Here is a 23,055-nt window from a genome sequence, read left to right on the forward strand (position 1 = left end):
AAATCGCCGGAAAAGTGCGGGAGCGCCGTAAAGTCGGTATATATCAAGCTGTCTGTGACAGCGGGGTGGTTTTGTGGTTGATGCCGGCCTGAGAGGGCACAGCTGGTGCGGTGGGTTTGTTGCGGTATCTCTGCGGATGGCGTGCATAGATCGCGTCGAGGGTGGCTTGCCGTTGTAGGCGTGCTTGGTTCCCGCGCCCTTTGTGGACGAGGTCCGGGGTGTAGTAGTTCAAACCGCTGTGGCGGTGGTTGGCGTTGTAGTTGGCGAAGAAAGCCGCCATGTAGTCCCGGGCGTGCTGGATGTCGCGGAAGCGGCGCGGAAAGTCCAGGTCGTATTTCACGGTCTTGAACAGTGATTCGGAGTAGGGATTGTCGTCCGAGACCCTTGGCCGGGAGTAGGACAGAGTGATGCCCAGGGACTGGGCCAGCTGAAGGGTACTGCCGGCCCGCATGGGTGCCCCGTTATCGGCATGAAGCACCTCTGGGCGCTGCCGGTTCGCGGTGACCGCGTCGTTGATCAGTGCCGCGGCCAGGGACGCGGTTTCGGTGTGTTCGACCCGGTGCCCAACGACCTTGCGGGAGAACACGTCCAACATCGTGTAGAGCCGGTAGGTGTGTTTCCCCGGGCCGTGGAGCATCGTGATGTCCCAGCTCCACAGCTGATTCGGGGCGGTGGCGTGCACGACCGGTTTGGCTCGTTTGGGACCGGTTGCCGTGCGTTGTTCGCGGCGGTCGCCGTTCTGTCCGTGCCGGGCCACGATGCGATGGGCGGCGGCGATGGAGAAGAAGCAGTGCCCGGCATCGAGCATCCGGTAGTAGGCCTGGGTGACGGAAAGGTTGGCGTATTCCCGGGAGTTCAACAGCTCCATGAACGCCTCGGCTTCGGCGTCGCTGATCCGGTTCGGGTAGGCCCGGTGGACATGGGGCACCAGGATCCCGGGCGGTGTGGGCGGGCTCAAGTGCCGGTACCAGGCCGTGCGGTGAAGGCCCACCAGGGCGCAGGCCTTCACCGCTGACCAGCCGGCCGTGATCAGTTTCCCGGCAAAGGTCAGGGCGATGTCTTTCCAGATTTTGGCGTCAGCCACTCGGGCCGCTGCGGCTCCGGTTCTTCCAGTTTCGGATCCGTCGCTGCCGCGCTCTTGGCCATCGCGTCCAAGAGCGCGGAAGCTTTTCCCAGAATGTCCACGGCAGCCTCGGACCGTGCCAGTTTGGCCTTGAGGATTTCGTTTTCTTTCAAGACCCGTTTGAGCAACTGCTTATCGCCTGCGTTCAATCGCTGGTCCTCCTTTACCGTGTCGGATCTGGACCTCAGCTGACCGGCTTCCCTCTGCCGGCACCAGGTGTTGATGGTGCCTTCGGTGATGCCGGCCGCCCGGATGAATGCGGCCTTAGAGCCCCACTCCAGGCATTTGTCGTACTCATCCAGAATCGCGTGCTTCTGGTCGGTCGTGAAGTGCTTCCGATTCGTGACACGGACAGGCATAACGAAATCCATGATGGACCTTCCCCGTCCTGAGCGCCGGCCGCAGCGACAGCGAAACTGTCACACAACAGCCTGACACACAGGGAAGTTACGGCGGCCCCGCAGTGTTCCGGCGATTTGGACGCTGGCTAGATGCTGTAGCGCTCGTCCTCGTGGTCGCCCGGGTGGTCCTTGACCAGGCCGGCGGCCAGCGTGTTGCCGTCCAGCGGGTCGATCACCAGGAACGCGCCGGTGCGGCGGTGGTGCAGGTAGTTCTCCAGCGGCAGGGGTGCGGCGAGGCGGAGCTGCGCGTGGCCGATGTCGTTGAGCTCCAGGCTGGAGGCACCCTCAAGCTTGAAGGTTGCCAGGTCCAGCTTGCCCGACACGCTGCGGACCAGGGCCTGGACCGTGCGGGTGCCGTGCTTGACCAGGACCTTCTGGCCTTCGCGGAGCGGCTTGGGCGAGAGCCAGCACAGGGCGGCGTACAGGTCGGCGGAGGCTTCGCGGACGGTGCCGGCGGCGGCGATGGTGTCACCGCGGGCGACGTCGAACTCGTCCGCCAGGCGGATGGCCACGGACTGCGGCGCGGCAGCTTCCTCCAGGGACTTCCCGGCGAAGTCGATGCCCACCACGGTGGTGGTCCGCGGGGCCTGGCCCGGCGTCAGCACGGAGACCTGGTCCCCCACCTTCACGGAGCCTTCGGTGATCTGCCCGGCGTACGCCCGGTAGTCCCGGTAAGCCTCAACGTCCAGGCCGGCGGCGACGGCGTCGGGAGCCAGGGCGCCCTGTGGCCTGACGACCAGCTGGACCGGGAAGCGGAAGCTTTCCAGGTGGCTTTCAAGCTCATCGGCGGCGGGCAGGGTCTCCAGGACCTCCAGTAGCGCCGGGCCGGTGTACCAGGGGGTGCGCTCCGAGCGATCCACCACGTTGTCGCCGTCGAGCGCGGACACGGGGACCACCAGCAGGTCACTGATGCCGTCCGAGCCCAGGCCCAGTTCCCGGCCCACCCGCTGCACGTCGGCTTCGATGCCGCGGAACACGGACTCGCTGAAGTCCACCAGGTCGATCTTGTTCACGGCCACGATTACGTGTGCCACCCGCAGCAGCTGCAGCACGGACAGGTGCCGGCGGGTCTGCTCCAGGACACCCTTGCGGGCGTCGATGAGGACGACGACGGCATCCGCGGTGGACGCGCCCGTCACCGTGTTCTTGGTGTACTGCACGTGCCCGGGGCAGTCGGCCAGGATAAAGCTGCGCCGGTCGGTGGCGAAGTAGCGGTAGGCCACGTCGATGGTGATGCCCTGTTCGCGCTCGGCGCGCAGGCCGTCGGTCAGCAGGGCCAGGTCGATCCCGCCCTTTTCGCCGCCGAAGCCACGGTCCGCGGAAGTGCGGGCCACGGCGTCGAGGGTGTCAGCGAGGATGGCCTTGGAATCGTGAAGGAGGCGGCCCACCAACGTGGACTTGCCGTCGTCGACCGATCCTGCCGTGGCGAAGCGGAAGAGCGTGGTGGGCAGGGCCTCGTTGATCGAGCCCGCCGGGATCTCGGAAATCGTGGTCATTAGAAGTACCCGTCCTTCTTGCGGTCTTCCATGGCGGCCTCGGAGATGCGGTCATCTGCGCGGGTAGCGCCACGTTCGGTCAGGGTGGAGGCGGCAACTTCAACAACGACGTCGGATACGGTGAATGCGTTCGATTCAACGGCGCCGGTGCAGGACATGTCCCCCACGGTCCGGTAACGGACGGTCTTGGTGATGACGTCCTCATCGGGGCGCGGCTGGGACACTTCGCCCACTGCGCGCCACATGCCGTCACGGGCGAACACCTCGCGCTCGTGGGCGTAGTACAGGCCGGGCAGCTCGATGTTCTCGCGCTCGATGTAGCGCCAGATGTCCAGCTCGGTCCAGTTGCTGATGGGGAATGCGCGGACGTGCTGGCCCACGGTGTGGCGGCCGTTGTAGAGGTTCCACAGCTCGGGGCGCTGGTTGCGCGGATCCCACTGGCCGAACTCGTCGCGGAGGCTCAGGATGCGCTCCTTGGCGCGGGCCTTGTCCTCGTCGCGGCGGCCGCCGCCGAACACGGCGTCGAACTTGTTCTGCTGGATGGCGTCCAGCAGCGGGACGGTCTGCAGCGGGTTGCGGGTGCCGTCGGCACGCTCTGCCAGCTCACCGCGGTCAATGAACTCCTGCACGGAGCCGACCACGAGTTTCAGGCCGAGGCGCTCAACGGTGCGGTCGCGGAATTCGATGACCTCGGGGAAGTTGTGGCCGGTGTCCACGTGCAGCACGGGGAACGGTACTTTGCCGGGCCAGAAGGCCTTGGTGGCCAGGTGCAGCATCACCACGGAGTCCTTGCCGCCGGAGAACAGCAGCGCGGGCTTCTCGAACTCGGCAACAACCTCGCGGATGATGTGGATCGCTTCGGATTCGAGGGTGTCCAGACTGGACAGGCGCGTGGATACGGCGGTGTCAGTCACCTGGGTCTCCTCGGTAAGTGAAGTGCTCATACGTGTAGTCCGCATTCTGTCTTGTCGGATCCTGCCCAGCGGCCGGCGCGGGGGTCTTCGCCGGGCGCCACCTTGCGGGTGCAGGGCTGGCAGCCAATGGAGGGGTACCCCTGGGAAAGCAGCGGGTTGACGGGCAAAAGGTTGTCGTCCGAGTACTGGACCAGCTGGTCGAACGTCCATGCAGCCATGGGGTTGACCTTGACCAGGCCGTTCTTCTCGTCCCAGGTGACCAGCGGCGTGTTGGTACGGGTGGGGGCTTCGTCGCGGCGGACACCGGTGAACCACAGTTCGTAGCCGGCCAGGGTCCGCTGCAGCGGGGCCACCTTGCGGAGGGCGCAGCACTGGGCGGCGTCCCGGGCAAACAGGTCCTTGCCCAGCAGCCGGTCCTGCTGCTCCACGGTGTTCTCAGGGAGCACGTCCACCACGTTGACCCGGAGGTTCGCGGCCACCTCGTCACGCGTGGCATAGGTTTCCGGGAAGTGGTAGCCGGTCTCCAGGAACAGGACGTCGACGCCCGGCATCTGGTCCGCGACCAGGGCCGGCAGGACGGCGTCGGCCATGGAACAGGCGACGGCGACAGCCGGCAGGTCGAAGTTGCGCTCCACCCAGGCGATCACGTCGCGGGCGGGTGCGTCCCAGCCGAGCTCGGCGGCGCCGGCCTCGGCAAGGGCCTTGAGTTCTTCCTTGGAGCGGAGGGTGGGGGCAGTGGCAGGCGATGCCACAGGGTCTGCTCCGAGTGCGTGCTTGGACATTACTGGAGTGCCTCCTCGTCTGCCGCGTGGGCCCATTCGGCGAAGGTCTGGCCTTCGGTGCGGTCGGCCACGAACCGGCGGACCACGCGCTCCACGTAGTCGGGCAGGTCGTTGACGTAAACCTTCAGGCCGCGGACCGTGCGGCCCAGCCCGGCTTCCTCGCGATCATTGTTGGCCAGCCCGCCGCCCAGGTGGACCTGGAAACCCGGGGAGGGGTCGCCGTCGGGCGTTGGCAGCATCATGCCCTTGAGGCCGATGTCCGCGGTCTGGATGCGGGCGCAGGAGTTGGGGCAGCCGTTGATGTGCAGCGACAATGCCGGCGGCAGCTGGCCCGAGCCGGCGAGGTCCGCCAGGCGGCGCTCGAGTTCGGCGACGGCGGTGGCGGCCGTGTACTTGGTCTCGACGATGGCCAGCTTGCAGTATTCGATGCCGGTGCAGGCAATCGTGCCGCGTCGGAAGACGGACGGGCGGGCGGACAGGCCCAGGCCGTCCAGCTCCGACACCAGCGGCTCCACCTGGTCCTTCTCGACGTCCAGCACCACGATCTTCTGGTGCGGGGTGGTGCGCAGCCGGTAGGAGCCGCGGGCCTCCAGGGTGTCCGCGAGCTTGACCAGGCCGGAACCGGAAAGGCGGCCTGCGATCGGGGTGGCGCCGATGAAGAACTTGCCGTCCTTCTGCTCGTGCACGCCCACGTGGTCGCCGGGGGTGGCGGGCTTGGGCGCGGCGGGGCCGTCGGCCAGCTTGTAGCCCAGGTATTCGTCCTCGAGGATCTGCCGGAACTTCTCCGGGCCCCAGTCGGCCAGCAGGAACTTCAGGCGGGCCTTGGTGCGCATGCGGCGGTAGCCGTAGTCGCGGAAGATGCTGGTCACGCCCAGCCACACGTCCGCGGCCTGGTTCGGCTGCACGAACGCACCGAGGCGCTTGCCCAGCATCGGGTTGGTGGACAGCGCGCCGCCCACCCAGAGGTCGTAGCCGGCGCCGAGCTCGGGATGTTCAATGCCCACGAAGGCGCAGTCGTTGATCTCGTGGACCACGTCCTGGCTGGGGTGGCCGGTGATCGCGGTCTTGTACTTGCGGGGCAGGTTGGACAGCAGCGGGTTGCCGATGAACCGTTCCCCCAGCTCGGCGATAAGCGGGGTGGGGTCGATGATCTCGTCCTTGGCGATGCCGGCCACGGGCGACCCGAGGATGACGCGGGGCACGTCGCCGCATGCTTCGGTGGTGGACAGGCCCACGGATTCCAGGCGGTTCCAGATCTCGGGGATGTCTTCGACCCGGATCCAGTGCAGCTGGATGTTCTGGCGGTCGGTCAGGTCGGCGGAGTCCCGGGCGAAGTCCACGGAGATCTGGCCGATGACGCGCAGTTGCTCGGTGGTGAGGGCACCGCCGTCAATCCGGACGCGGAGCATGAAGTACTTGTCTTCGAGCTCGTGCGGCTCCAGGGTGGCGGTCTTGCCGCCGTCGATCCCCTGCTTGCGCTGGGTGTACAGGCCCCACCAGCGGAAGCGGCCGTGCAGGTCCTGGCTGGGGATGGCGTCGAAGCCTTCCTTGGCGTAGATGGACTCGATACGCTCGCGGACGTTCAGGCCGTCGTCTTCCTGCTTCCAGGTTTCGTTGGCATTCAGCGGCGTCTTGCCGTCCACTTTCCACTGGCCGTGCGGCTTCGCAGCGGGGCGGGACGGGCGGGCGGGGCGCTTGGTGGCAGCGGAGTCCGCCGACGCTCCGGCTAGAGCTGTATCAGTCATGCAACGACTGTAGGGCGCCCCCGAATAGCGTCACAAAGGCCCGGAAACGCTAAGTCACCTAGGGAAATATTTCGTCACGAAACGCCGGAGGACCTTGAAGAACCCACCCTGCTGTGCATCGCCGGAAGCCTCGTTTGGCGTTTCAGTGGAGGCCGCCGTGGCTGCTTCCCCCGGCGTTCCGTCCATGGTGGCGACGGCGGCGTCGTACCTGTCCAGCGCGATCTCAGCGAGCGTCGGGGATGGCAGCAGGGGCTGGGTCACGACGTCGGCACCCGCCTTGGCCAGCTGGTCGTGGAAGAAGCCCGGAGCAAGGAGGTAGGACGCAATCACCACCCGGCCACCGACGTCGACAGCCCCGGCGGACTCCCCCGCGCCGGCGCCCCCGGCGAGTTCCTCGCGGAGCATGGCAACGGCGTCGGGCACTGAGGGCTGTGCTGAGGCACCATAGGCGGCCACCATCCGGTTGGACCGGAGCTGCCGCAGCTGGCCCAGGAGTTCCTCGACGCTGACCGCGGCATTGGGATTCGACGAGCCCGCGGCGGCCAGCACGACGACGTCGTTGTCGGTGGTGCCGGCCTCGCGCAGCCGCTGGTCCAGGAGGGCCGCAAGGCGCGGGTCGGGGCCAAGCGGCGCCGCCGCGGCACTGCCCGGCCGGCTCTTCACAGCCTTGGCGATGTCGACTTTTACGTGGTAACCGACGCTAAGCAGCAGCGGCACTACCACCGCAGCTTTGCCCTCGGGCAGCCCCGCCACCACGTCCACCAGGTCCGGCTGCTGGACATCGACATAAGCCTCGCGGACATCAAGGCCCGGCCGGAGCTCCGCGATGGCGGCACGCAGGGCATTGACCTCTGCGGCCCCCTGTGTGTTGGACGTCCCATGGGCACAGGCGATCATGATGGGGCTGTTCATACGGGCTAGCGTAACGTTGGAGCCGCCCTGTCCGCCCTCTTTGAAACAGCGGGACGCCCCATGACATTCGCCTTTGACAACTCCCCGGTATGGCTGGATCTGCTGGGCGTGTTCTTCTTCGCCGTTTCGGGCTCACTGCTGGCGGCGCGGAAGCAGATCGACATCGTGGGATCACTGCTGCTGGCCTCACTGGTGGGCCTGGGCGGCGGCGTGATCCGGGACATCGTTTTGGGCATTGTGCCTGCTGCGTTCACCAATCCGGCGTACCTCGCACCTCCGCTGCTGGCCATGGCATTGGTGTATTTCCTGTTCTCCAGCGTCCAGCGCTACACGTCGCTGCTGACCCTGTTCGACGCCGCCGGCCTGGCACTCTTCTGCATGACAGGTACGGTCAAGGCCCTCGCCACCGGCCTCAATCCGGTGGCGTCGGTACTGCTGGGGGTGACGACGGCCGTGGGCGGCGGATTGCTTCGTGACATCACCGCCAATGAGGTGCCGGAGCTTTTCAACCCCAAGGACATCTACGCGCTGCCCGCATTTGTGGGTGCCTCGTTCACTGCGGTGCTGTGGGTCCTGGGCGTGTTCAACGTGCTGACCGCGGCCGCCACCGCGGCATTGGTTTTCGCGTTCCGCGTCCTGGCCTGGCGGCGCTCGTGGCAGGCGCCGCTGGCGGTCCGCGGGTGGCACCGGCGGGCAAGCGATTCGGGGCTGTGACATTGGTTTCCATGTCATTTTGGGAGCCCCTGGATTAGCTAGGATATGAGCATGACTGACATGTTCCTCGAGAAGTTCCGTGCGCTTGTTCCGAAGTATCTCGAGGATGAATGGCAGGAAGCTGATGGCCTGACTCCCGAGGAGCTCGACAAGGCCCTTGCCGACCACCAGTTCGAGATCCCCCTGGTCCTGCGCGAGTTCTACCTTGCACTGGGCGGCTGCGAGGACCTGATGGAGGCCTACCACTACTTCTGGGACCCCGAAGAGCTCGAGGTGGACGACGAAGGCTTCCTCATGTTCCTCGAGGACGAAGAGGAAGCGTTCACCTGGGGCTTCCGGGTGGGCGACCTCAGCGTCCCGGACCCCATCGTGTACCGCCGCAACAACGCCCGCGGCCAGTGGAAGTCCGAGGAAGGCACCTTCTCCGAGTTCGTCTTCGACATGTTCGAGTGGGCGTTCGAGGACGAAGAGGAAGAGTAAGCCTCCGCGGCTTCACTGGCCTTCGGCTTTGACGTAAATACGTCACTTATGGACCGGATTTTGAGCTGTGCCCCTGCGTTTGCAGGGGCACTCGCCGGTTAAGAGCCCATATATCACGCAAACAGGTCGCCAAGCCCGCTGTTCGTCGGCCTCCGCCACACCCGCAGCACCGCCTGAACCTCCGCGACCATCGCCTCGGGCCGGTGGATAACGTCCTCATAGTAGTAGCGCAACACCAGGTAGCCCCCAACTATGCTCCGGTTGTTGCGCCGCTGGTCCCGTTTGATGGACTTCGGCTCGAAATGCGTTGAGCCATCCGTCTCCACTACCAGGCACTCCTCGACGAGGAATTCCACCTCTCCAACTCCGGCAATGTAGACATGCCGCCGAACCCGTAATCCGGCCCGCGCGAAATGGACATTTACGAGTACCTCCAGCACGGAGTCCGCGCGGGGAATCACCAGGTCCAGCAGCGCCCTGGCGGACGTATGGGTGGGGTGGCTCCGGCTTAAGTGCAGTCCTGTTGGGCCGATGAGAGTCCACAGCCGGTAGATGGGGGCCGCGGACAAACACGTGAGCCGCCCGCCGGCTGCCAGAGCCCCTGCCACCCGTCCGTCGCCCGGCAGCGCATAGACGCCGCGCCCGGTTCTGACCACAACGCCCAGCGCCACAGCCTGTCCCACCCGGGTCCGCGTGAAGCCGGCCCTTTGCAGTTCAAGAGAGCGGGCTGCTCCCCCGCGCCTGGCCAGGTAGTCGCAGATGTCCATCCCTTATCGTGTCCGTGCGCAGCCCGCGACGAAGCAGTGGATTCTGTCCATGTGGATAACGCCACCAGAGTCGCGGACGCAATTGCGTGATTTCTGGGCTGCGCAGGCGGCCTGTCCCGCGTGCTGAAGGGGTGCGGAGCTGCCTGGCCAGCTATAAATCACGCAGTTGTGCGAGGACGCATCCACAGCCGGCGGAGCTCCCTGAAAACTCTTTGACACAAGCAGTTACAGAGGACTTGCGCATTGTGACAAATCTGTCATAAGCTATTCACGGATCCGCTAAACGCCTCCGGCGGGTCTGATGCGAACGGAGAGATAGCCCCGGTTCACAGCAGCTTCGGTTGCTGAGGACCGGGGCTATCCCGTTAAGCCCGGCTGCCACGGCCGAGTCGGCACAACGAAGAAGCCCGGCACCTCCGCGGCTGGATCAACCAGAGGTACCGGGCTCCTAACGGACAGTAATCAGCTGGCGCGGTCCACCACAGCCAGCGCGAAATTGGACAGCGACTCCTTGACAACGCCCTCGGGCAGCGGAGCCAGGGCGTCAATGGCTTCCTTGGCCCACTGGCGTGCAACCACCCAGGACTCCGCGGTGACAGGGTGCTCCCGCAGTCCATCAACGGCCGCAGCAAGCGCTTCGTCGGAGGACAGGTCGCCATCAATCAGCTTCAGGAGGTCGACGGCGGACTGGTCGCCATCAACGGCAGCCTTGCGCAGGAGCAGCACCGGCAGGGTGGGTACCCCTTCGCGCAGGTCGGTTCCCGGGGACTTGCCGGACTTGACCTTCACGCCCGTCACGTCGATGACGTCGTCCGCGAGCTGGAAGGCCACGCCCACCTTCTCGCCGTACTCCACCAGGACGTCCTCGTAGGCCTCGTCGGCGCCGGAGAAGATGGCACCGAACTGGCCGGACGCAGCCACGAGGGAGCCGGTCTTGTCGGCGATGACCGAAAGGTAATGCGCCACCGGATCCTCGTCCGGCCGCGGGCCCACGGTCTCGTGCAGCTGGCCCAGGCACAGCCGCTCGAAGGTGCGCGCCTGGATGCCCAGTGCGCGGCCTCCGAGCTCGGACACCAGGATGGAGGCGCGGGCAAAGATCAGGTCCCCGGTCAGGACCGCGACGGAGTTGCCCCACACCTCGTGCGCCGTGGGAGCGCCGCGGCGGAAGGGAGCGGAGTCCATGACGTCGTCGTGGTACAGGGTGGCCAGGTGCGTGAGCTCAACCACGACGGCGGCCTGCACCACGGCGGGCAGGGACGCATCCCCGAGGTGGGCACACAGCAGCGTCAGCAGCGGACGGATCCGCTTGCCCCCGGCCTCCACGAGGTGGCGCGACGTTGCGTCAGCCAGGGGATCCGAGTTGGCGATGGCTTCGCGGAGCTTCTTCTCCACCTTGGCCAGGTTGTTGGTGATGGCCGGGCCCAGCTCGGCGTCCCCCGCGATGGCCGCAAATCCGGCAGGGAGCTGAAGTCCCGTGGCGATGGCGGTGGTGTTGAGGCTGGGTTCGGAGTCCGGCAGGCCGTGCCCGGCGTGCGTCCAGCTGTGGTCTGCGGAGTTGGTCACGGGTTAACCCTAACTTTTTGTTGCGGATACCGCTGGTTCGGAGCTGACGGGGTATTGGATGTGGCCGGAACCAGTGATTCCAGGACGCGGATCACCCGGTCCTCGAAGCCCTTCGCGGACGGGTCCGTGAGGTTGGCAAGGAGCCGGACAACGAACCGCATCAGCACCGGGATGGGCATGCCGGTCCGCAGTGCAAGCTTCATGACGGCCGGCTTCCCGATCACCGCGGCGAAGGCCCGCCCAAGCGTGAAATGCGAACCCCACTGGCCCCGCACATAGTCCGCGTACCGCGAAAGGTGCGCATCGGCGTCGTACGTTCCGCCCGAGGCAGCGGTGCGTGAGGAGGCGTCGATGATGAACTCGGCGGCGAAGCGCGCGGACTCCATGGCGTAGGAGATACCCTCGCCGTTGAACGGCGAGACCATGCCGCCGGCGTCGCCGAGCAGGAGCAGGCCGGGCGAGTAATGCGGGGTGCGGTTGAAGCCCATGGGGAGGGCGGCGCCGCGGATCTCGCCCACCTGGTTCTCCGGGGTGAAGCCCCAGTCTGCGGGCATGCCGGCGGTCCATTCGCGGAGGACCTGCTTGTAGTCGAGCTTGCCGAATTCCTTGGAGGAGTTCAGGATGCCCAGGCCGACATTGGAGGTGCCGTCGCCCACTCCGAACACCCAGCCGTAGCCGGGCAGCAGCTTGCCGTCGCGGCCGGGAAGCTCCAGCCAGCCTTCCATCCAGTCGTCGTCGGTGCGTGGGGAGGTGAAGTAGGTGCGGACGGCGACGCCCAGCGGGCGGTCGTCGCGCTTTTGGATCCCGAGGGACACGGCGGTGCGGGTGGAGTTGCCGTCGGCAGCGAGGACGACGTCGGCGCTGAACTCACGCGTCTCCCCCGTCTTGCGTCCGGACTCGTCCAGGCGCGCTGCGCGGACACCGGTGACCCGGCCGGCGTCGTCCCGCAGGGCCTCGGTGACGCTGTGCCGCTCAAGGATGGTGGCCCCCGCGGCCTCCGCGTGCCGCGCCAGTTCCTCGTCGAAGCCAAGGCGCGTGCGGATCAGTCCGTACTGCGGGAAGTCGGACACCTCGGGCCAGGGCAGCTCGATGGTGCGGCCGCCGGCGATCAGGCGCAGGCCCTTGTTCCGGCGCCAGCCCTCGTTCTCCGGGTGCGGCAGGCCCAGCTTCTGGATCTCGCGGACGGCACGCGGCGTCAGCCCGTCACCGCAGACCTTCTCCCGCGGGAACTGCGTCTTTTCCAGGACCGTGACCTCGAGGCCGGCATTGGCAAGGTAGTACGCGGCGGTGGATCCGGCCGGACCCGCGCCGACAATCAGTACCTTCACGGGTCAGCGAACGGTGTTGCGGCGCAGCTTGGCCACCGGGCCCTTGTGCGCAGCGATGGCGGCAGCAGCGCCGTCGGGCGAGGAATCGGCAGGCTTGAACGCGCGGTGCACCGCCACGATGCCGCCGGTGAGGTTGCGGTAGGTGACCTTCTCCCAGCCGCATTCCTGCAGCCATGCTGCGAGGTGGTCCTGGTCCGGCCAGGCGCGGATGGATTCGGCAAGATACACGTATGCGTCAGGGTTCGAGGCGACCTTGACGGCGATGGCGGGCAGGGCGCGCATCAGGTATTCGGTGTACATGGTGCGCCACAGCGGAACCACCGGCTGGGAGAACTCGGCGATGACCAGCCGGCCGCCGGGCTTGGTGACGCGCAGCATCTCGGCCAGCGCCTTCTTGGGTTCGTTGACGTTCCGCAGCCCGAAGGAGATGGTGGTGGCGTCAAACGTGTTGTCGGCGAACGGCAGGTTGGTGGCATCCCCGGCAATAAAGTCGATGTCGGGGCGGCGGCGCTTGCCCACCTTCAGCATGCCCAGGGAGAAATCGCAGGCCACCACGTCTATGCCGGTGTCGGCATACGGCTCGCTGGAGGTACCGGTTCCGGCCGCAAGGTCCAGGACCCGCTGGCCCTTGGAGACTTCCATGGCATCCACCACGATCTTCCGCCAGCGGCGGGTCTGCCCCATGGAGAGGACATCGTTGACGACGTCGTATTTCGGTGCGACGTCGTCAAACATCGTGGCTACTTCGTCCGGACGCTTATCCAAGGATGCTCGGTTCACCATGACATTGTCTCAAATGTTCCTGACGGTGCTGACCAGCCCCGCCGTGCTCCTCCGGAGGGTGTCCAGGCGCCGGGAAGGCCGCGGCTTACGCGGGAGTAGTGTTGTCTCATCATGACGAGCACGTTCCGCACCCTGACGGTCCCCCTGGATGGCAAAGCATTCCCCGGGGGACTGCCTTCGTTTCTGGTCCGTGACGATGTCCTGTGCTGGACCCGGCGCGAAGCCGGCCTGGCGGGCTTCGGCGAGACCGCCCGCTTCACCGCCACGGGACCGGACCGGTTCCTGGAGGCGGACATCTGGTGGCGGCACCTGGTCCTGGAGGCCGAGGTGGCGGATTCCGTGGAGCTGCCGGGCACCGGTCCCGTCGCTTTCGGCTCCTTCGCGTTCTCCAAAACGTCGGCCCACGAGTCCCGGCTGATCGTGCCGGAGATCGTGGTGGGCGTGCGGGACAACCAGGCGTGGCTCACCCAGCTGACGTTCGACGGCGGCCCGCTCACCGAAGAGACGGCCCTCGCCGCGCTGGACCGCTGGCTCGGCGGCGGCTCCCACGCTGCGCCGGCTACGGCAGGCACGACGCCGGCAGCGGACTCAGCCGGGGACGCGTCCGTTGGTGCCGTGCCCGGCCAGGCGCGCGGCGCCGTCGTCCGCCCACTCCCCCTGGCAGCCGGCGCAACGCTGCACACCGGCTCCCTCAGCGAGGAAGCCTGGATGGAGGCAGTGGCAGCCGGTGTTGCCGAAATCCGCACGGGCGCCCTGGAAAAGCTGGTGCTGGCCCGGGACGTCGTGGCAACTATTCCTTCCGGCGTACATGCCGCAGACGTCCTGCGGGAGCTGGCTGCCCGGTACCGCGAATGCTGGACCTACGGCGTGGACGGACTGGTGGGGGCCACCCCCGAGATGCTGATCCAGGTGGAAGGACGCACCGCCCAGGCCCGAGTACTGGCCGGCACCCTGGACCGCCGAGACGCCCACGGCGAGGACGGCCTGCCAATGGACTACGCCACCCGCGTCCTGGCCGGCTCCGAGAAGCAACGACATGAGCATGAGATCGCCATCCAGTCGCTGACCAAGCAGCTGGCGCCGTTCTCCGAGGCGATGAATGCCCATGACGAACCCTTCATCCTGGAGCTGCCCAACGTCTGGCACCTGGCCTCCGACGTGAAAGCCGAGCTCACCGAGGTGGAAGGCCACGTGCCCACCTGCCTGGCCCTGATCAACGCGCTGCACCCCACCGCTGCTGTCTGCGGAACGCCCACGCTGGTGGCCGGGGAACTGATCCGCAAGCTGGAGCACCTGGACCGCGGGCCATATGCCGGTCCCGTGGGCTGGCTGGACGCAGCCGGCAACGGCGAATGGGGCATCGCCCTGCGCGGCGCAGTCATCGAGTCCCCCGAGACTGTCCGGCTGTATGCCGGCTGCGGCATCGTGGACGGTTCGCAGCCGGAGGCCGAGCTCGCGGAGACGTGGGCCAAGTTCCGGCCGATGCTTGAATCGCTGGGCATCAGCAGCTGACGTTCTTTTTGTGCCTTCCGGGCAGCGAGTCTGGGATGACAGACTACTGCTGCTCTGAAAGGCTTGATTTTGTCACCGTTACAGTTATCCAATAGTGAAACTTAGTTGCGTGTGACGTACCTCTCTTGTTGAGCGTTACACTATAAGCCGCGTTAGTACCTCATAGCCCCTGCAACAAAAGGTAAGAAATGCAGACTCCCCGTACCCTCCTGGGCACGTCCAAGCTGACCGCTGCCACCATCATCGCCATCAGCGCCCTGGCCCTCTCAGCATGCACCAACGCCTCGGAAACGGGTCCCTCCAGCGCGGCTACCTCGTCGGGCAGCGCCAGCGCCAGCTTTGATCCAACCACCGTCAAGAAGGACGACTCCCTGGCCGCCATGGTCCCGGACGCCATCAAGTCCAAGGGCACCATCACGGTTGGCTCCGACACCAGCTACGCCCCGGCCGAGTTCCTGGGTGCGGACGGCCAGACACCTGTCGGCTACGACGTGGACATCGCCAAGGCCATCGGCGCCACCCTGGGACTCAAGGTCCAGGTCCAGACCGCGGAGTTCACCGGCATCCTCCCGGCCCTCGGCCCCAAGTACGATCTGGGTATCTCCTCGTTCACCATCAACCCGGAGCGCCTGGGTGCAGTGAACATGGTCAGCTACTTCAACGCAGGCACCGCGTGGGCCGTCAAGAAGGGCAACCCCAACAAGTTCTCCCTGGACGACGTGTGCGGAAAGTCCATCGGTGTGCAGACCGGCACCGTGCAGGAGGATCCGGACCTGTCCGACCGCAACAAGAAGTGCGTTGCTGACGGCAAGAAGCCCATCGACATCGTCACCCTGAAGAACCAGACCGATGTCACCACCCGCCTGGTGAACGGCAGCATCGATGCCATGGCCGCCGACTCCCCCATCATCGGCTACGCACTGACCCAGACCAACGGCCAGCTGGAGAAGCTGGGCGACGTCTACGACTCCGCTCCACAGGGCATCGCCGTGGCCAAGGCCGATACCGCCTGGGCAGAGGTTATCCAGAAGACCGTCACCAAGCTGATGCAGGACGGCTCCTACAAGAAGATCCTGGACGGCTGGGGCAACTCCGAAGGTGCCATCACCAAGTCCGAGGTCAACCCGGCGGTTAAGTCTTGAGTTTTCGCGTTACCGACGACAAGTCAGGTGTGCACATGGACGGCCAGCATAAGGACGACGCACCGGTACTGAACAAAGCTGTGCCGGTGCGGCACCCCGGCCGATGGATCAGCGCGTTCATCATCCTGGCGCTTGTCGTTCTGTTCCTGCAGAGCCTGTTTACCAACCCCAACTTCCGCTGGGATGTGGTGGGCACCTACATCCTGGACGTCAAGGTGGTCCAGGGCGTGGGCTGGACGCTTCTGCTGACGGTCACGTCCATGGTCCTGGCCATCGTCCTGGCCATCCTGCTGGCGTTCATGCGCCAGTCTGACAACCCTGTGTTCCGCTGGTCCAGCTGGGTGTGGGTGTGGTTCTTCCGTGGAACACCCGTCTACACCCAGCTGGTGTTGTGGGGCCTGATTTCGGTTCTGTACCCTAAGATCAGCGCGGGCGTGCCGTTCGGACCCGAGCTCTTCAGCCTGGACACCGCGGCGGTCATCAACGCCACCGTGGCAGCCATCCTGGGCCTCGGCCTGAACGAATCGGCCTACCTCGCGGAAATTTTCCGCGCGGGCCTGAAGTCCGTTGACCGCGGGCAGATGGAGGCGGCCGAGGCATTGGGCATGGGCAAGACGAAGATCATGTGGCGGATCATCCTGCCGCAGGCCATGCGTGTCATTGTTCCGCCCACGGGCAACGAAACCATCGGCATGCTGAAGACCACCTCGCTGGTCCTGGCCGTGCCGTTCACCCTGGACCTCACCTTCGCCACCAACGCCCTGGCCAACCGGACCTACCTCCCGGTTCCGTTGCTGATCGTGGCCGCCATTTGGTACCTGGTGATCACCAGCATCCTGATGGTGGGACAGCACTACATTGAGGCGTACTACGGCAAGGGCGTCGACAATCTCGCGCCGGCGGGCAAGCCAGTGGCCAAGTCGGCCCGCGTGGCCCTGAGCCAGGACGGCGGACGGTCAATAGAAACGGACTTCCCCGAGGAGAGTGCACGATGACCGTCACAGCAGAGAAGCCGCTGGTCAAGATCGAGGGTCTCCACAAGTACTACGGGCACCACCATGTACTCCGGGGCATCGACATGACCGTCAACCAGGGCGAAGTGTCGGTGGTGATCGGGCCCTCGGGTTCCGGCAAATCCACCATGCTGCGCTGCGTGAACCTCCTGGAGAGCATCAGCGCTGGGCGGATTTCCGTAGGTGGCCAGCTGATTGGCTACCGTGAGGTCAACGGCAAGCTCCACGACCTCAGGACCAAGGAAATTGCCGCCCAGCGCCGCGAAATCGGCATGGTATTCCAACGGTTCAACCTGTTCCCGCACAAGACCGCGCTGCAGAACGTCATGGAAGCGCCCGTGCACGTCAAGGGCCAGTCCAAGGCTGCCGCCCAGAAGCGTGCGCTGGAGCTGCTGGACCGGGTGGGCCTGGCGGACCGCTCCGGCCACTACCCGTCGCAGCTCTCGGGCGGCCAGCAGCAGCGCGTTGCCATCGCCCGGGCCCTGGCCATGGACCCGGAACTCATGCTCTTCGACGAGCCCACCTCGGCGCTGGATCCGGAGCTGGTGGGCGATGTCCTGAACGTGATGAAGGACCTGGCCAAGTCCGGCATGACCATGATCGTGGTGACCCACGAAATCGGCTTCGCCCGCGAGGTGGGTGACACGCTGACCTTCATGGACGGCGGTGTGGTGGTGGAATCGGGCGATCCCCGCGAGATCATCGCCAACCCGCAGCACGCGCGCACCAAGGAGTTCCTGGGCCGCGTGCTCTGACCCAGTTCCACGTTTTCGACACGCAAATGCCCTGTCGCTACCGGTGTTCCGGAGGCGACAGGGCATTTCGGCTTTGTGGGCTGATGTGCGCGTCGCCAGCTACTGCCCGGAGAGCACTGCCTCCACCGCAGCGGAGACGGCATCCTTGATCCGTTCGTGGAGTTGCCGCAGCGACCGGCGGTCCGTGCGGACTTCCACGATGCTGCGCCCCCGCACAGGCTGGCCCAGTGCTTGGGCGAGTCCCGCCGTCGTACTTACCAGGGAATGCCCGACGCCGTACGCTGCGGCGAGTGCCGCGATGTCCACCGAGTGCGGGGTGCCGAAGAGGCGCTCGACGGCGTCTCCGTAGCGGCCGCCTTCCTCCACTCCCCCGTGCTCGAGCAGGCTAAAGATGGCGCCGCCGGAATCATTCAGGACCACGATCCGCAGATCCGGCTGTTCTTCGCCGGCGCCGAGGAGGAGGCCGCCGGCGTCGTGCAGGAAGGTCACGTCGCCCAGCAGGACGGTGGTCTGCTGCCGGCCGCCGAGGGCGATGCCGGTGGCGGTGGAAATGGTGCCGTCGATGCCGGCCAGGCCCCGGTTGGCATACACGATGGCGGCTGGATCCGCGGCGGGAAGGCCGGCGAGGTCAACGTCGCGGATGCCGTTGGAGGAACCGAGCAGCAGCTGGCCGCGGGAGTGCTTCCAGACCAGCGCCGCCACAGACGGTCCGTTCGCGGCGGGTTCGGCGGACACCACCCGGTCCAGGGCGTGCTGCGCGGCTGATCCCGCCAGCAGCCAGGTGTCCAGCCAGTCGGGGGCCCCCCGGCCGGCGAATTCGGCGAGGTCCGCCAGGTTCTCCAGCGGCAGCTCGGTGCGGCGCCCGGGCTCGTACCAGGCCACCGGGACGGGCTGGTACAGGGCGGATTCGACGACGGCACTGGCCAGCAATGCGGCCACCGGACGGGAAAGCGTGGGCCGGCCGAACAGCACCACGCGCTCGATGGGCTGCGCGGAGCCGGCCCGGAAATGTTCCAGCAACAGCCGGTACGGGCCTACGGCGTTGGGGCCGAAGCGGGAGTTGGAGGAGGGTTCGGCGAGCAGCGGCAGGTTGTGGGCGCGGGCGAATGCTTCGGCAACCGGACCGGCGTCGTGCCCCGCGAGCACCACCGTGCGCCGCTCCGGCAAGGTCTCCGGGGCCGGGGGCAGGTTCATGACCAGCGGTTCGGCCCCCACCCGGTAGCGCTGCCGCTCCACGGCGTCGGGCAGCCGGTCCCCTGGGGCGGGAACCAGCGGATCGCGGAACGCGAGGTTGAGCTGGACGGGGCCCGGCGGAAGGTCCGGGAAGGCTCCGGTGGCTGCAGACAGTCCGGTCTGGATGGCCCGCTCGGGGTTGCTGCCGGCGGGAACATCGGCGGCGAACCGGACCTGCTCGCCAAAGAGGTCCGGCTGCACCGTGGTCTGGTTGGCTCCGGTCCCGCGCAGCTCATCCGGCCGGTCCGCTGACAGGACAATCAGCGGGACGGCCGCGTGATTGGCTTCCATCACGGCCGGCATCAGGTTTCCGACGGCGGTCCCGGACGTAGTGAGGACGGCTGCGGGAGAGCCGCTGGACAGGGCAAGGCCCAGTGCGGTGAAGCCTGCAGCGCGCTCATCGATCCGGACCAGCAGCTCCACCCGGCCGGCGGCGGAGGCTTCGGCGAGGGCGTATGCCATTGGCGCCGACCTCGAACCCGGCGATACCACCACGTGCCGCACTCCGCCGTCGAGCAGGACGTCGACGGCGATCCGCGCCGCGGCAAGGGCGCCCAGCTCAGCCTCGGGGACGTCAGGGCTGCCCAGCCCGGGGGTGTCCGGGGTTGGTTCGTTCAACGAAGTCACCAACCCAGTCTGCCACCCTTCAACGCCCCATCACCTCCTGCCCCAATCCACCACACGCCCCATCACCTCCTGCCCCAATCCACCACACGCCCCATCACCTCGTGCCTTCATTGGCCCGAAAGGTGATGGGGCGTTCCCGAAAAGGAAGCAAAAGGTGATGGGGCGTTCCCGAAAAGGAGGCAACAGGTGATGGGGCGTTCCCGAAAAGGGGGCTAAAGTTGATGGGGCGTCGGGAGAGAGCGGAAGCTCACACGAGTTAGGTAAACTGCACCCAAGCAAGAGATCCCAGCACCCGAAGGACCGCCAATGAAGCGCAAGGCCACCGCCCTCGACGTCGCCAAGCTGGCAGGCGTCTCGCGCAGTGCCGTGTCGCTGGTGTTGAACGGCCGCGGCGACGGAAACGTGGCCCTCGAAAGCCAGCAGCGGATCCGGGAAGCTGCCAAGACGCTTAACTACTCCCCCAACAAGATCGCCCTGAGCCTGCGCAACCAGCAGTCGCGGGTCATCGGCATCGTGTCCGACCAGGTGGTCACCAGCCCGTTCGACGGCAACATCATTGCCGGCGCGGATGCGGTGGCCCGGGAACACGGCTTCGTGACCGTGGTCATGGACACCGAGCTGGACGAGTCCCGCGACGAGAGCGCCGTGGAAACCCTGCTGGACCGACAGGTAGACGGCCTCATGTACGTGACCGTGGGCCTGCGGCCGCTGCACGTGCCCGCAAACATGGCGCGTGTCCCGTCGATCCTGGCCAACTGCTTCGATGACCGGCCGGAGGCGGGGCTTTCGGCCGTGATTCCTGACGAAGTGCGCGGCGGCCGGGAAGCCGCGGAGCACGTAATGTCGCTGGGCCACCGGGACATCGCGTTCCTCGCCGGCGACTCCCTGACGCCCGCGGCGCCCCGCCGGATCGAGGGCTACCGTGCGGCCTTCAGCGGCGCGGGGATGCCTGTCAACGAGGACCGCGTCATCCAGGTGGGCTGGGACATCGACGCCGGCTTCCACGGCGCCATGAAACTCCTCGAAGGCGTGGAGCCGGCCGCCCGGCCCACGGCCATCCTGTGCGCCAACGACCGCCTGGCCATCGGTGTGGTGCTGGCCTGCTACCGGCTGGGCCTGGGCGTCCCGCAGGACGTGTCCGTTATGGGATACGACGACGAGTTCCGCATCGCCAAGGCCATGGTCCCGGCGCTGAGCACCATGGCCCTGCCGCTCCGGGAAATGGGGGCCGCCGCCATGACGTCGCTGCTCGCCGAGGTGGGGTCGGCGCCGGAGGGAACGTCCGACGACGGCGGCGCGGCTGCCGCCGCCGTCTCCGGCGCCGCGCGGGAGACGTTGGTCCCCTGCCGGCTGGTGGTCAGGGAGTCCACCGGCCTGGTCCCGGCCGGACGCTGACCACGCCGCCGGCCGGGCCCGGGTCCGGTGTGAAGTGGGCTGTGGGCTACGCGGGCTTGGCCAGGCTCCAGACGTCCGCCGTTGCCCCTGCGGGAAGGTTCAGTTGCCATTCCTCCCCCGCGGCCGGGTAGGCACGCAGCGTGGTTGCCACCGAACCCGAACGGTACACCTCCACCAGGGAGGCATCCACGAACACCCGCAGCTCCTCCCCCGAGGCAATGCTGTCGCTGAAGACCACCTGCCTGTTGCCGTTCCCCACCAGGAGCAGCTGCACCGGGCCTTCCTCGCCTGCCCTCACCACAGCCTCGGCGAAGGCCGGTACCGGCACCGTTCCGGTCGCGTGGCGGGCCAGTAACTCTCCGCGATAGGCATCAATTTCCAGGGCCGGGCGCACCGCCAGGGCGCCGTCCACAATCGAGAGCTCGCGCGGGAAGGTCAGGACTCCTGCCCAGCCGGCGGCGTCGATCTCTTCCTGGCTGCGGCCGCGGCGCCCGTCCCGCCCCGGGCCTTCGTTGGCCCAGCCCCACAGCAGGGCCCGGTCCGGCAGGGACACCACCTGCGGCGCGTAGAAGTCGCGGCCCAGATCGGATTTTCCGCCAGTCCGCGGCGTGAACACGGGCAGCCCGGTGGCAGGGTCTTCGGCCAGTGAGCCGATCAGGTGGCCCACCCCGTTGGCGTGCTCGTGTGAGTCGCCGGCGAGCCAGAGCGAGAACATCATCAGCCACGTCGCGTCGCCGGCAGCATCGGGCACCCGCACCAGCTGCGGGCATTCCCAGATCTCGGCCGGGGTGAACTCCGAAGCGACCGGGTTCTCCGAGGTCAGCCAGATGCCCTGGTACTTCCAGTCGGCCAGGTCGTCCACGGTGTAGAGCAGCAGGGCGGCGTGCCCGTTGGCCAGTCCGGCGCCCTGCATGGCGTACCGCTTGCCGTTGAAGTGGAAAATGAAGGGATCCCGCACTGCGGTGACCTGTCCGTCGGCGGGCATCATGGCGGCAACGTGCCCGCTTTGCTCCCAGTGGAGAAGGTCCTCCGTGCCGCGGGAGATCACCACCTGGGAGTGGCCCCCGTCGCTGCGGACACCGGAGTACGCAGCGGTGGGAACACCGCCGTCGTCCGTCACCACCCCTGTCCAGCAGCCGTACTCGTCGGGGCCGCCGTCCTGCGGGCGCAGCGCCACGGGATGCTCCTCCCAGTGGACCAGGTCCGCCGAGCTCACGTGTCCCCAGGCGATCCGGTGGTGCCGGGCCGAGTCCGGGTTGTACTGGAAAAACACGTGGTACCGGCCGTTGATAAAGCTGATGCCGTTGGGGTCGTTGATCCAGCCCTGCGCCGGGCGCGGGTGGAAGCGGGGGAAGGCGGCGTCGGGGTGGGAGGCGGCAACGTCGTCGAAGGTGACGGTGCCGGGGTGGACGGCGGCGAGGTCCGGGGAGGTCATGGGACGGCCTTTCGGGCTGGAGGGAGGGAGGTTTATTTGCCGGTTCCGGCCGTGAGGCCGTCCTGCAGGGCGCGTTGGCCGAAGATGAAGACCACCAGCGCGGGAATCATGGACAGGACCACGCCCGCCAGGACCACCGAGATGCTTCCGGTGCCCAGGTTGCCCTGCAGTGAGACAAGGCCCAGCGGGAGGGTGAAGTTCTGTTCGGAAATGGTGAGGATCAGCGGGCGGAAGAACTCGTTCCAGTGGAAGTTGAACGCCAGGATCCCCACGATCGCCATGCCGGGCATCGCCAGCGGCGCGTATACGGAACGGAACGTCCGCCACGGGCTGGCACCGTCGATCGACGCGGCTTCGGCGAGTTCGGCCGGCAGCCCCATGAAGTATTGGCGCATCAGGAACGTGCCGAACGCCGTCGGGATGGCCGGCAGGATCAGGGCGAGCAGGGTGTCGGACAGGCCCATGCCGCGGATCAGCATGAAGACGGGCACGATCGTCACCTGCACGGGCACCATCATGGTGGCCAGGACGATCGAGAACAGCGCCCCGCGTCCGCGGAATTTCAGGTGCGCGAACGCGTAGCCGGCCAGGGCGGCGGAGACCATCTGGCCCACCGCGATTATTCCGGTGACCAGGGCGCTGTTGAGGACCAGCAGGAAGATATTCAGCTGCTTGAATACTTCCCCGTAGGAGGTGAAGTCCGGGTTCCAGGGAATGAACGACGGCGGCAGCTTGAACGATTCCGACGGCGACCGCAGCGACGTGGACAGGGTCCAGAGCACAGGTCCGAGGGTCAGCGCAGCGGCGAGCAGCAGCAGGAGGGTCCGGACGGCGAAGCTCCAGTTGAACTTCTTCCGGTTGGGCGTGGTGGCGGGGAGGCCTTGGGAGAGCCGGGGGGAATGTCCGGCCAGGCCGTGGTCAGTGGTGGTTGTCAT

General features: G+C 66.9%; 21 protein-coding genes. 7 read left to right on the forward strand and 14 right to left on the reverse strand.

Annotation, left to right across the window (positions count from 1 at the left end; all coding sequences use genetic code 11):
• Positions 1-43 precede the first annotated feature (43 nt).
• The 7 genes from ACZ9J7_RS02120 to ACZ9J7_RS02150 all read right to left on the reverse strand — a co-directional run bounded on the left by ACZ9J7_RS02120 (position 44) and on the right by ACZ9J7_RS02150 (position 7,373).
• Positions 44-1,084: an IS3 family transposase gene (locus ACZ9J7_RS02120; protein WP_476206618.1), complete on the reverse strand. Its 1,041-nt coding sequence runs from the start codon at positions 1,082-1,084 to the stop codon at positions 44-46.
• Positions 1,048-1,494 carry a transposase gene (locus ACZ9J7_RS02125; RefSeq protein ID WP_476206620.1) on the reverse strand — a complete coding sequence of 149 codons (447 nt, stop codon included), beginning with the start codon at positions 1,492-1,494 and terminating at the stop codon, positions 1,048-1,050. Before ACZ9J7_RS02125 ends, ACZ9J7_RS02120 begins: the two co-directional genes overlap by 37 nt.
• Before the next feature lie 116 nt (positions 1,495-1,610).
• Positions 1,611-3,020: a sulfate adenylyltransferase subunit 1 gene (locus ACZ9J7_RS02130; protein ID WP_476206622.1), complete on the reverse strand. Its 1,410-nt coding sequence runs from the start codon at positions 3,018-3,020 to the stop codon at positions 1,611-1,613.
• Entirely contained in the window at positions 3,020-3,964 is a 945-nt protein-coding gene (cysD, locus tag ACZ9J7_RS02135; protein ID WP_476206623.1) for a sulfate adenylyltransferase subunit CysD, read from the reverse strand. Before cysD ends, ACZ9J7_RS02130 begins: the two co-directional genes overlap by 1 nt.
• On the reverse strand, positions 3,961-4,716 hold the full coding sequence (locus tag ACZ9J7_RS02140) for a phosphoadenylyl-sulfate reductase (RefSeq protein ID WP_476206625.1): 756 nt from the start codon (positions 4,714-4,716) through the stop codon (positions 3,961-3,963). The genes cysD and ACZ9J7_RS02140 overlap by 4 nt, the downstream gene beginning before the upstream one ends.
• Positions 4,716-6,461, reverse strand: a complete 1,746-nt coding sequence (locus ACZ9J7_RS02145) for a nitrite/sulfite reductase (protein WP_476206626.1) — start codon at positions 6,459-6,461, stop codon at positions 4,716-4,718. Before ACZ9J7_RS02145 ends, ACZ9J7_RS02140 begins: the two co-directional genes overlap by 1 nt.
• 54 nt (positions 6,462-6,515) lie before the next feature.
• Positions 6,516-7,373: a sirohydrochlorin chelatase gene (locus tag ACZ9J7_RS02150; protein ID WP_476206628.1), complete on the reverse strand. Its 858-nt coding sequence runs from the start codon at positions 7,371-7,373 to the stop codon at positions 6,516-6,518.
• A gap of 60 nt (positions 7,374-7,433) precedes the next feature.
• Here ACZ9J7_RS02150 and ACZ9J7_RS02155 point away from each other — a divergent pair, with 60 nt between their 5' ends.
• Both ACZ9J7_RS02155 and ACZ9J7_RS02160 read left to right on the forward strand, forming a co-directional pair.
• Entirely contained in the window at positions 7,434-8,087 is a 654-nt protein-coding gene (locus ACZ9J7_RS02155) for a trimeric intracellular cation channel family protein (RefSeq protein WP_476206629.1), read from the forward strand.
• Positions 8,088-8,138: 51 nt separating this feature from the next.
• The gene (locus ACZ9J7_RS02160; RefSeq protein WP_175316201.1) at positions 8,139-8,567 is read left to right on the forward strand and encodes a hypothetical protein; all 429 of its coding nucleotides are present in this window, start codon (positions 8,139-8,141) and stop codon (positions 8,565-8,567) included.
• 113 nt (positions 8,568-8,680) lie between these two features.
• Here the strand turns inward: ACZ9J7_RS02160 and ACZ9J7_RS02165 are convergent, their stop codons facing one another.
• The 4 genes from ACZ9J7_RS02165 to ACZ9J7_RS02180 all read right to left on the reverse strand — a co-directional run bounded on the left by ACZ9J7_RS02165 (position 8,681) and on the right by ACZ9J7_RS02180 (position 13,005).
• Positions 8,681-9,334, reverse strand: coding sequence for a DUF559 domain-containing protein (locus ACZ9J7_RS02165; protein ID WP_476206632.1), 654 nt, complete (start codon positions 9,332-9,334; stop codon positions 8,681-8,683).
• Positions 9,335-9,796: 462 nt separating this feature from the next.
• Positions 9,797-10,897 (reverse strand): polyprenyl synthetase family protein, encoded by a 1,101-nt coding sequence (locus tag ACZ9J7_RS02170; RefSeq protein ID WP_476206634.1) that lies wholly within the window; start codon positions 10,895-10,897, stop codon positions 9,797-9,799.
• A complete protein-coding gene (locus ACZ9J7_RS02175; protein WP_476206636.1) occupies positions 10,894-12,225 on the reverse strand; it encodes a geranylgeranyl reductase family protein in 1,332 nt (443 codons plus the stop codon). Before ACZ9J7_RS02175 ends, ACZ9J7_RS02170 begins: the two co-directional genes overlap by 4 nt.
• Positions 12,226-12,228: 3 nt before the next feature.
• Positions 12,229-13,005, reverse strand: a complete 777-nt coding sequence (locus ACZ9J7_RS02180; protein WP_476206638.1) for a demethylmenaquinone methyltransferase — start codon at positions 13,003-13,005, stop codon at positions 12,229-12,231.
• 114 nt (positions 13,006-13,119) lie between these two features.
• On the opposite strand from ACZ9J7_RS02180, the gene ACZ9J7_RS02185 reads away from it, so the two are divergent.
• The 4 genes from ACZ9J7_RS02185 (at position 13,120) to ACZ9J7_RS02200 (ending at position 17,430) form a co-directional block, all read left to right on the forward strand.
• On the forward strand, positions 13,120-14,520 hold the full coding sequence (locus tag ACZ9J7_RS02185) for an isochorismate synthase (RefSeq protein ID WP_476206639.1): 1,401 nt from the start codon (positions 13,120-13,122) through the stop codon (positions 14,518-14,520).
• Positions 14,521-14,708: 188 nt separating this feature from the next.
• Positions 14,709-15,662, forward strand: a complete 954-nt coding sequence (locus ACZ9J7_RS02190) for an ABC transporter substrate-binding protein (RefSeq protein WP_476206641.1) — start codon at positions 14,709-14,711, stop codon at positions 15,660-15,662.
• A 35-nt stretch (positions 15,663-15,697) separates the two neighbouring features.
• Entirely contained in the window at positions 15,698-16,657 is a 960-nt protein-coding gene (locus ACZ9J7_RS02195; protein WP_275179716.1) for an amino acid ABC transporter permease, read from the forward strand.
• Complete coding sequence (locus ACZ9J7_RS02200; protein ID WP_476206642.1) at positions 16,654-17,430, forward strand: amino acid ABC transporter ATP-binding protein; 777 nt, start codon at positions 16,654-16,656, stop codon at positions 17,428-17,430. The genes ACZ9J7_RS02195 and ACZ9J7_RS02200 overlap by 4 nt, the downstream gene beginning before the upstream one ends.
• A 99-nt stretch (positions 17,431-17,529) precedes the next feature.
• Here the strand turns inward: ACZ9J7_RS02200 and menD are convergent, their stop codons facing one another.
• Complete coding sequence (gene menD, locus ACZ9J7_RS02205; RefSeq protein ID WP_476211791.1) at positions 17,530-19,281, reverse strand: 2-succinyl-5-enolpyruvyl-6-hydroxy-3-cyclohexene-1-carboxylic-acid synthase; 1,752 nt, start codon at positions 19,279-19,281, stop codon at positions 17,530-17,532.
• A gap of 315 nt (positions 19,282-19,596) precedes the next feature.
• Between menD and ACZ9J7_RS02210 the strand changes: the two genes are divergently transcribed.
• Positions 19,597-20,685, forward strand: a complete 1,089-nt coding sequence (locus tag ACZ9J7_RS02210; protein ID WP_476206644.1) for a LacI family DNA-binding transcriptional regulator — start codon at positions 19,597-19,599, stop codon at positions 20,683-20,685.
• 46 nt (positions 20,686-20,731) lie between these two features.
• Here the strand turns inward: ACZ9J7_RS02210 and ACZ9J7_RS02215 are convergent, their stop codons facing one another.
• Positions 20,732-22,120, reverse strand: a complete 1,389-nt coding sequence (locus ACZ9J7_RS02215; RefSeq protein WP_476206646.1) for a glycoside hydrolase family 32 protein — start codon at positions 22,118-22,120, stop codon at positions 20,732-20,734.
• A gap of 32 nt (positions 22,121-22,152) precedes the next feature.
• Entirely contained in the window at positions 22,153-23,055 is a 903-nt protein-coding gene (locus ACZ9J7_RS02220; protein WP_476206647.1) for a carbohydrate ABC transporter permease, read from the reverse strand.

The organism is Pseudarthrobacter sp. TE9888 (assembly GCF_056279345.1).

Coding starts and splice junctions, on each gene's coding strand:
- ACZ9J7_RS02125 (WP_476206620.1), bottom strand. CDS start 1,494: ATGGATTTCGTTATGCCTGTCCGTGTCACGAATCGGAAGCACTTCACG.
- ACZ9J7_RS02130 (WP_476206622.1), bottom strand. CDS start 3,020: ATGACCACGATTTCCGAGATCCCGGCGGGCTCGATCAACGAGGCCCTG.
- cysD (WP_476206623.1), bottom strand. CDS start 3,964: ATGAGCACTTCACTTACCGAGGAGACCCAGGTGACTGACACCGCCGTA.
- ACZ9J7_RS02140 (WP_476206625.1), bottom strand. CDS start 4,716: ATGTCCAAGCACGCACTCGGAGCAGACCCTGTGGCATCGCCTGCCACT.
- ACZ9J7_RS02145 (WP_476206626.1), bottom strand. CDS start 6,461: ATGACTGATACAGCTCTAGCCGGAGCGTCGGCGGACTCCGCTGCCACC.
- ACZ9J7_RS02150 (WP_476206628.1), bottom strand. CDS start 7,373: ATGAACAGCCCCATCATGATCGCCTGTGCCCATGGGACGTCCAACACA.
- ACZ9J7_RS02155 (WP_476206629.1), top strand. CDS start 7,434: ATGACATTCGCCTTTGACAACTCCCCGGTATGGCTGGATCTGCTGGGC.
- ACZ9J7_RS02160 (WP_175316201.1), top strand. CDS start 8,139: ATGACTGACATGTTCCTCGAGAAGTTCCGTGCGCTTGTTCCGAAGTAT.
- ACZ9J7_RS02165 (WP_476206632.1), bottom strand. CDS start 9,334: ATGGACATCTGCGACTACCTGGCCAGGCGCGGGGGAGCAGCCCGCTCT.
- ACZ9J7_RS02185 (WP_476206639.1), top strand. CDS start 13,120: ATGACGAGCACGTTCCGCACCCTGACGGTCCCCCTGGATGGCAAAGCA.
- ACZ9J7_RS02190 (WP_476206641.1), top strand. CDS start 14,709: ATGCAGACTCCCCGTACCCTCCTGGGCACGTCCAAGCTGACCGCTGCC.
- ACZ9J7_RS02195 (WP_275179716.1), top strand. CDS start 15,698: ATGGACGGCCAGCATAAGGACGACGCACCGGTACTGAACAAAGCTGTG.
- ACZ9J7_RS02200 (WP_476206642.1), top strand. CDS start 16,654: ATGACCGTCACAGCAGAGAAGCCGCTGGTCAAGATCGAGGGTCTCCAC.
- ACZ9J7_RS02210 (WP_476206644.1), top strand. CDS start 19,597: ATGAAGCGCAAGGCCACCGCCCTCGACGTCGCCAAGCTGGCAGGCGTC.
- ACZ9J7_RS02215 (WP_476206646.1), bottom strand. CDS start 22,120: ATGACCTCCCCGGACCTCGCCGCCGTCCACCCCGGCACCGTCACCTTC.
- ACZ9J7_RS02220 (WP_476206647.1), bottom strand. CDS start 23,055: ATGACAACCACCACTGACCACGGCCTGGCCGGACATTCCCCCCGGCTC.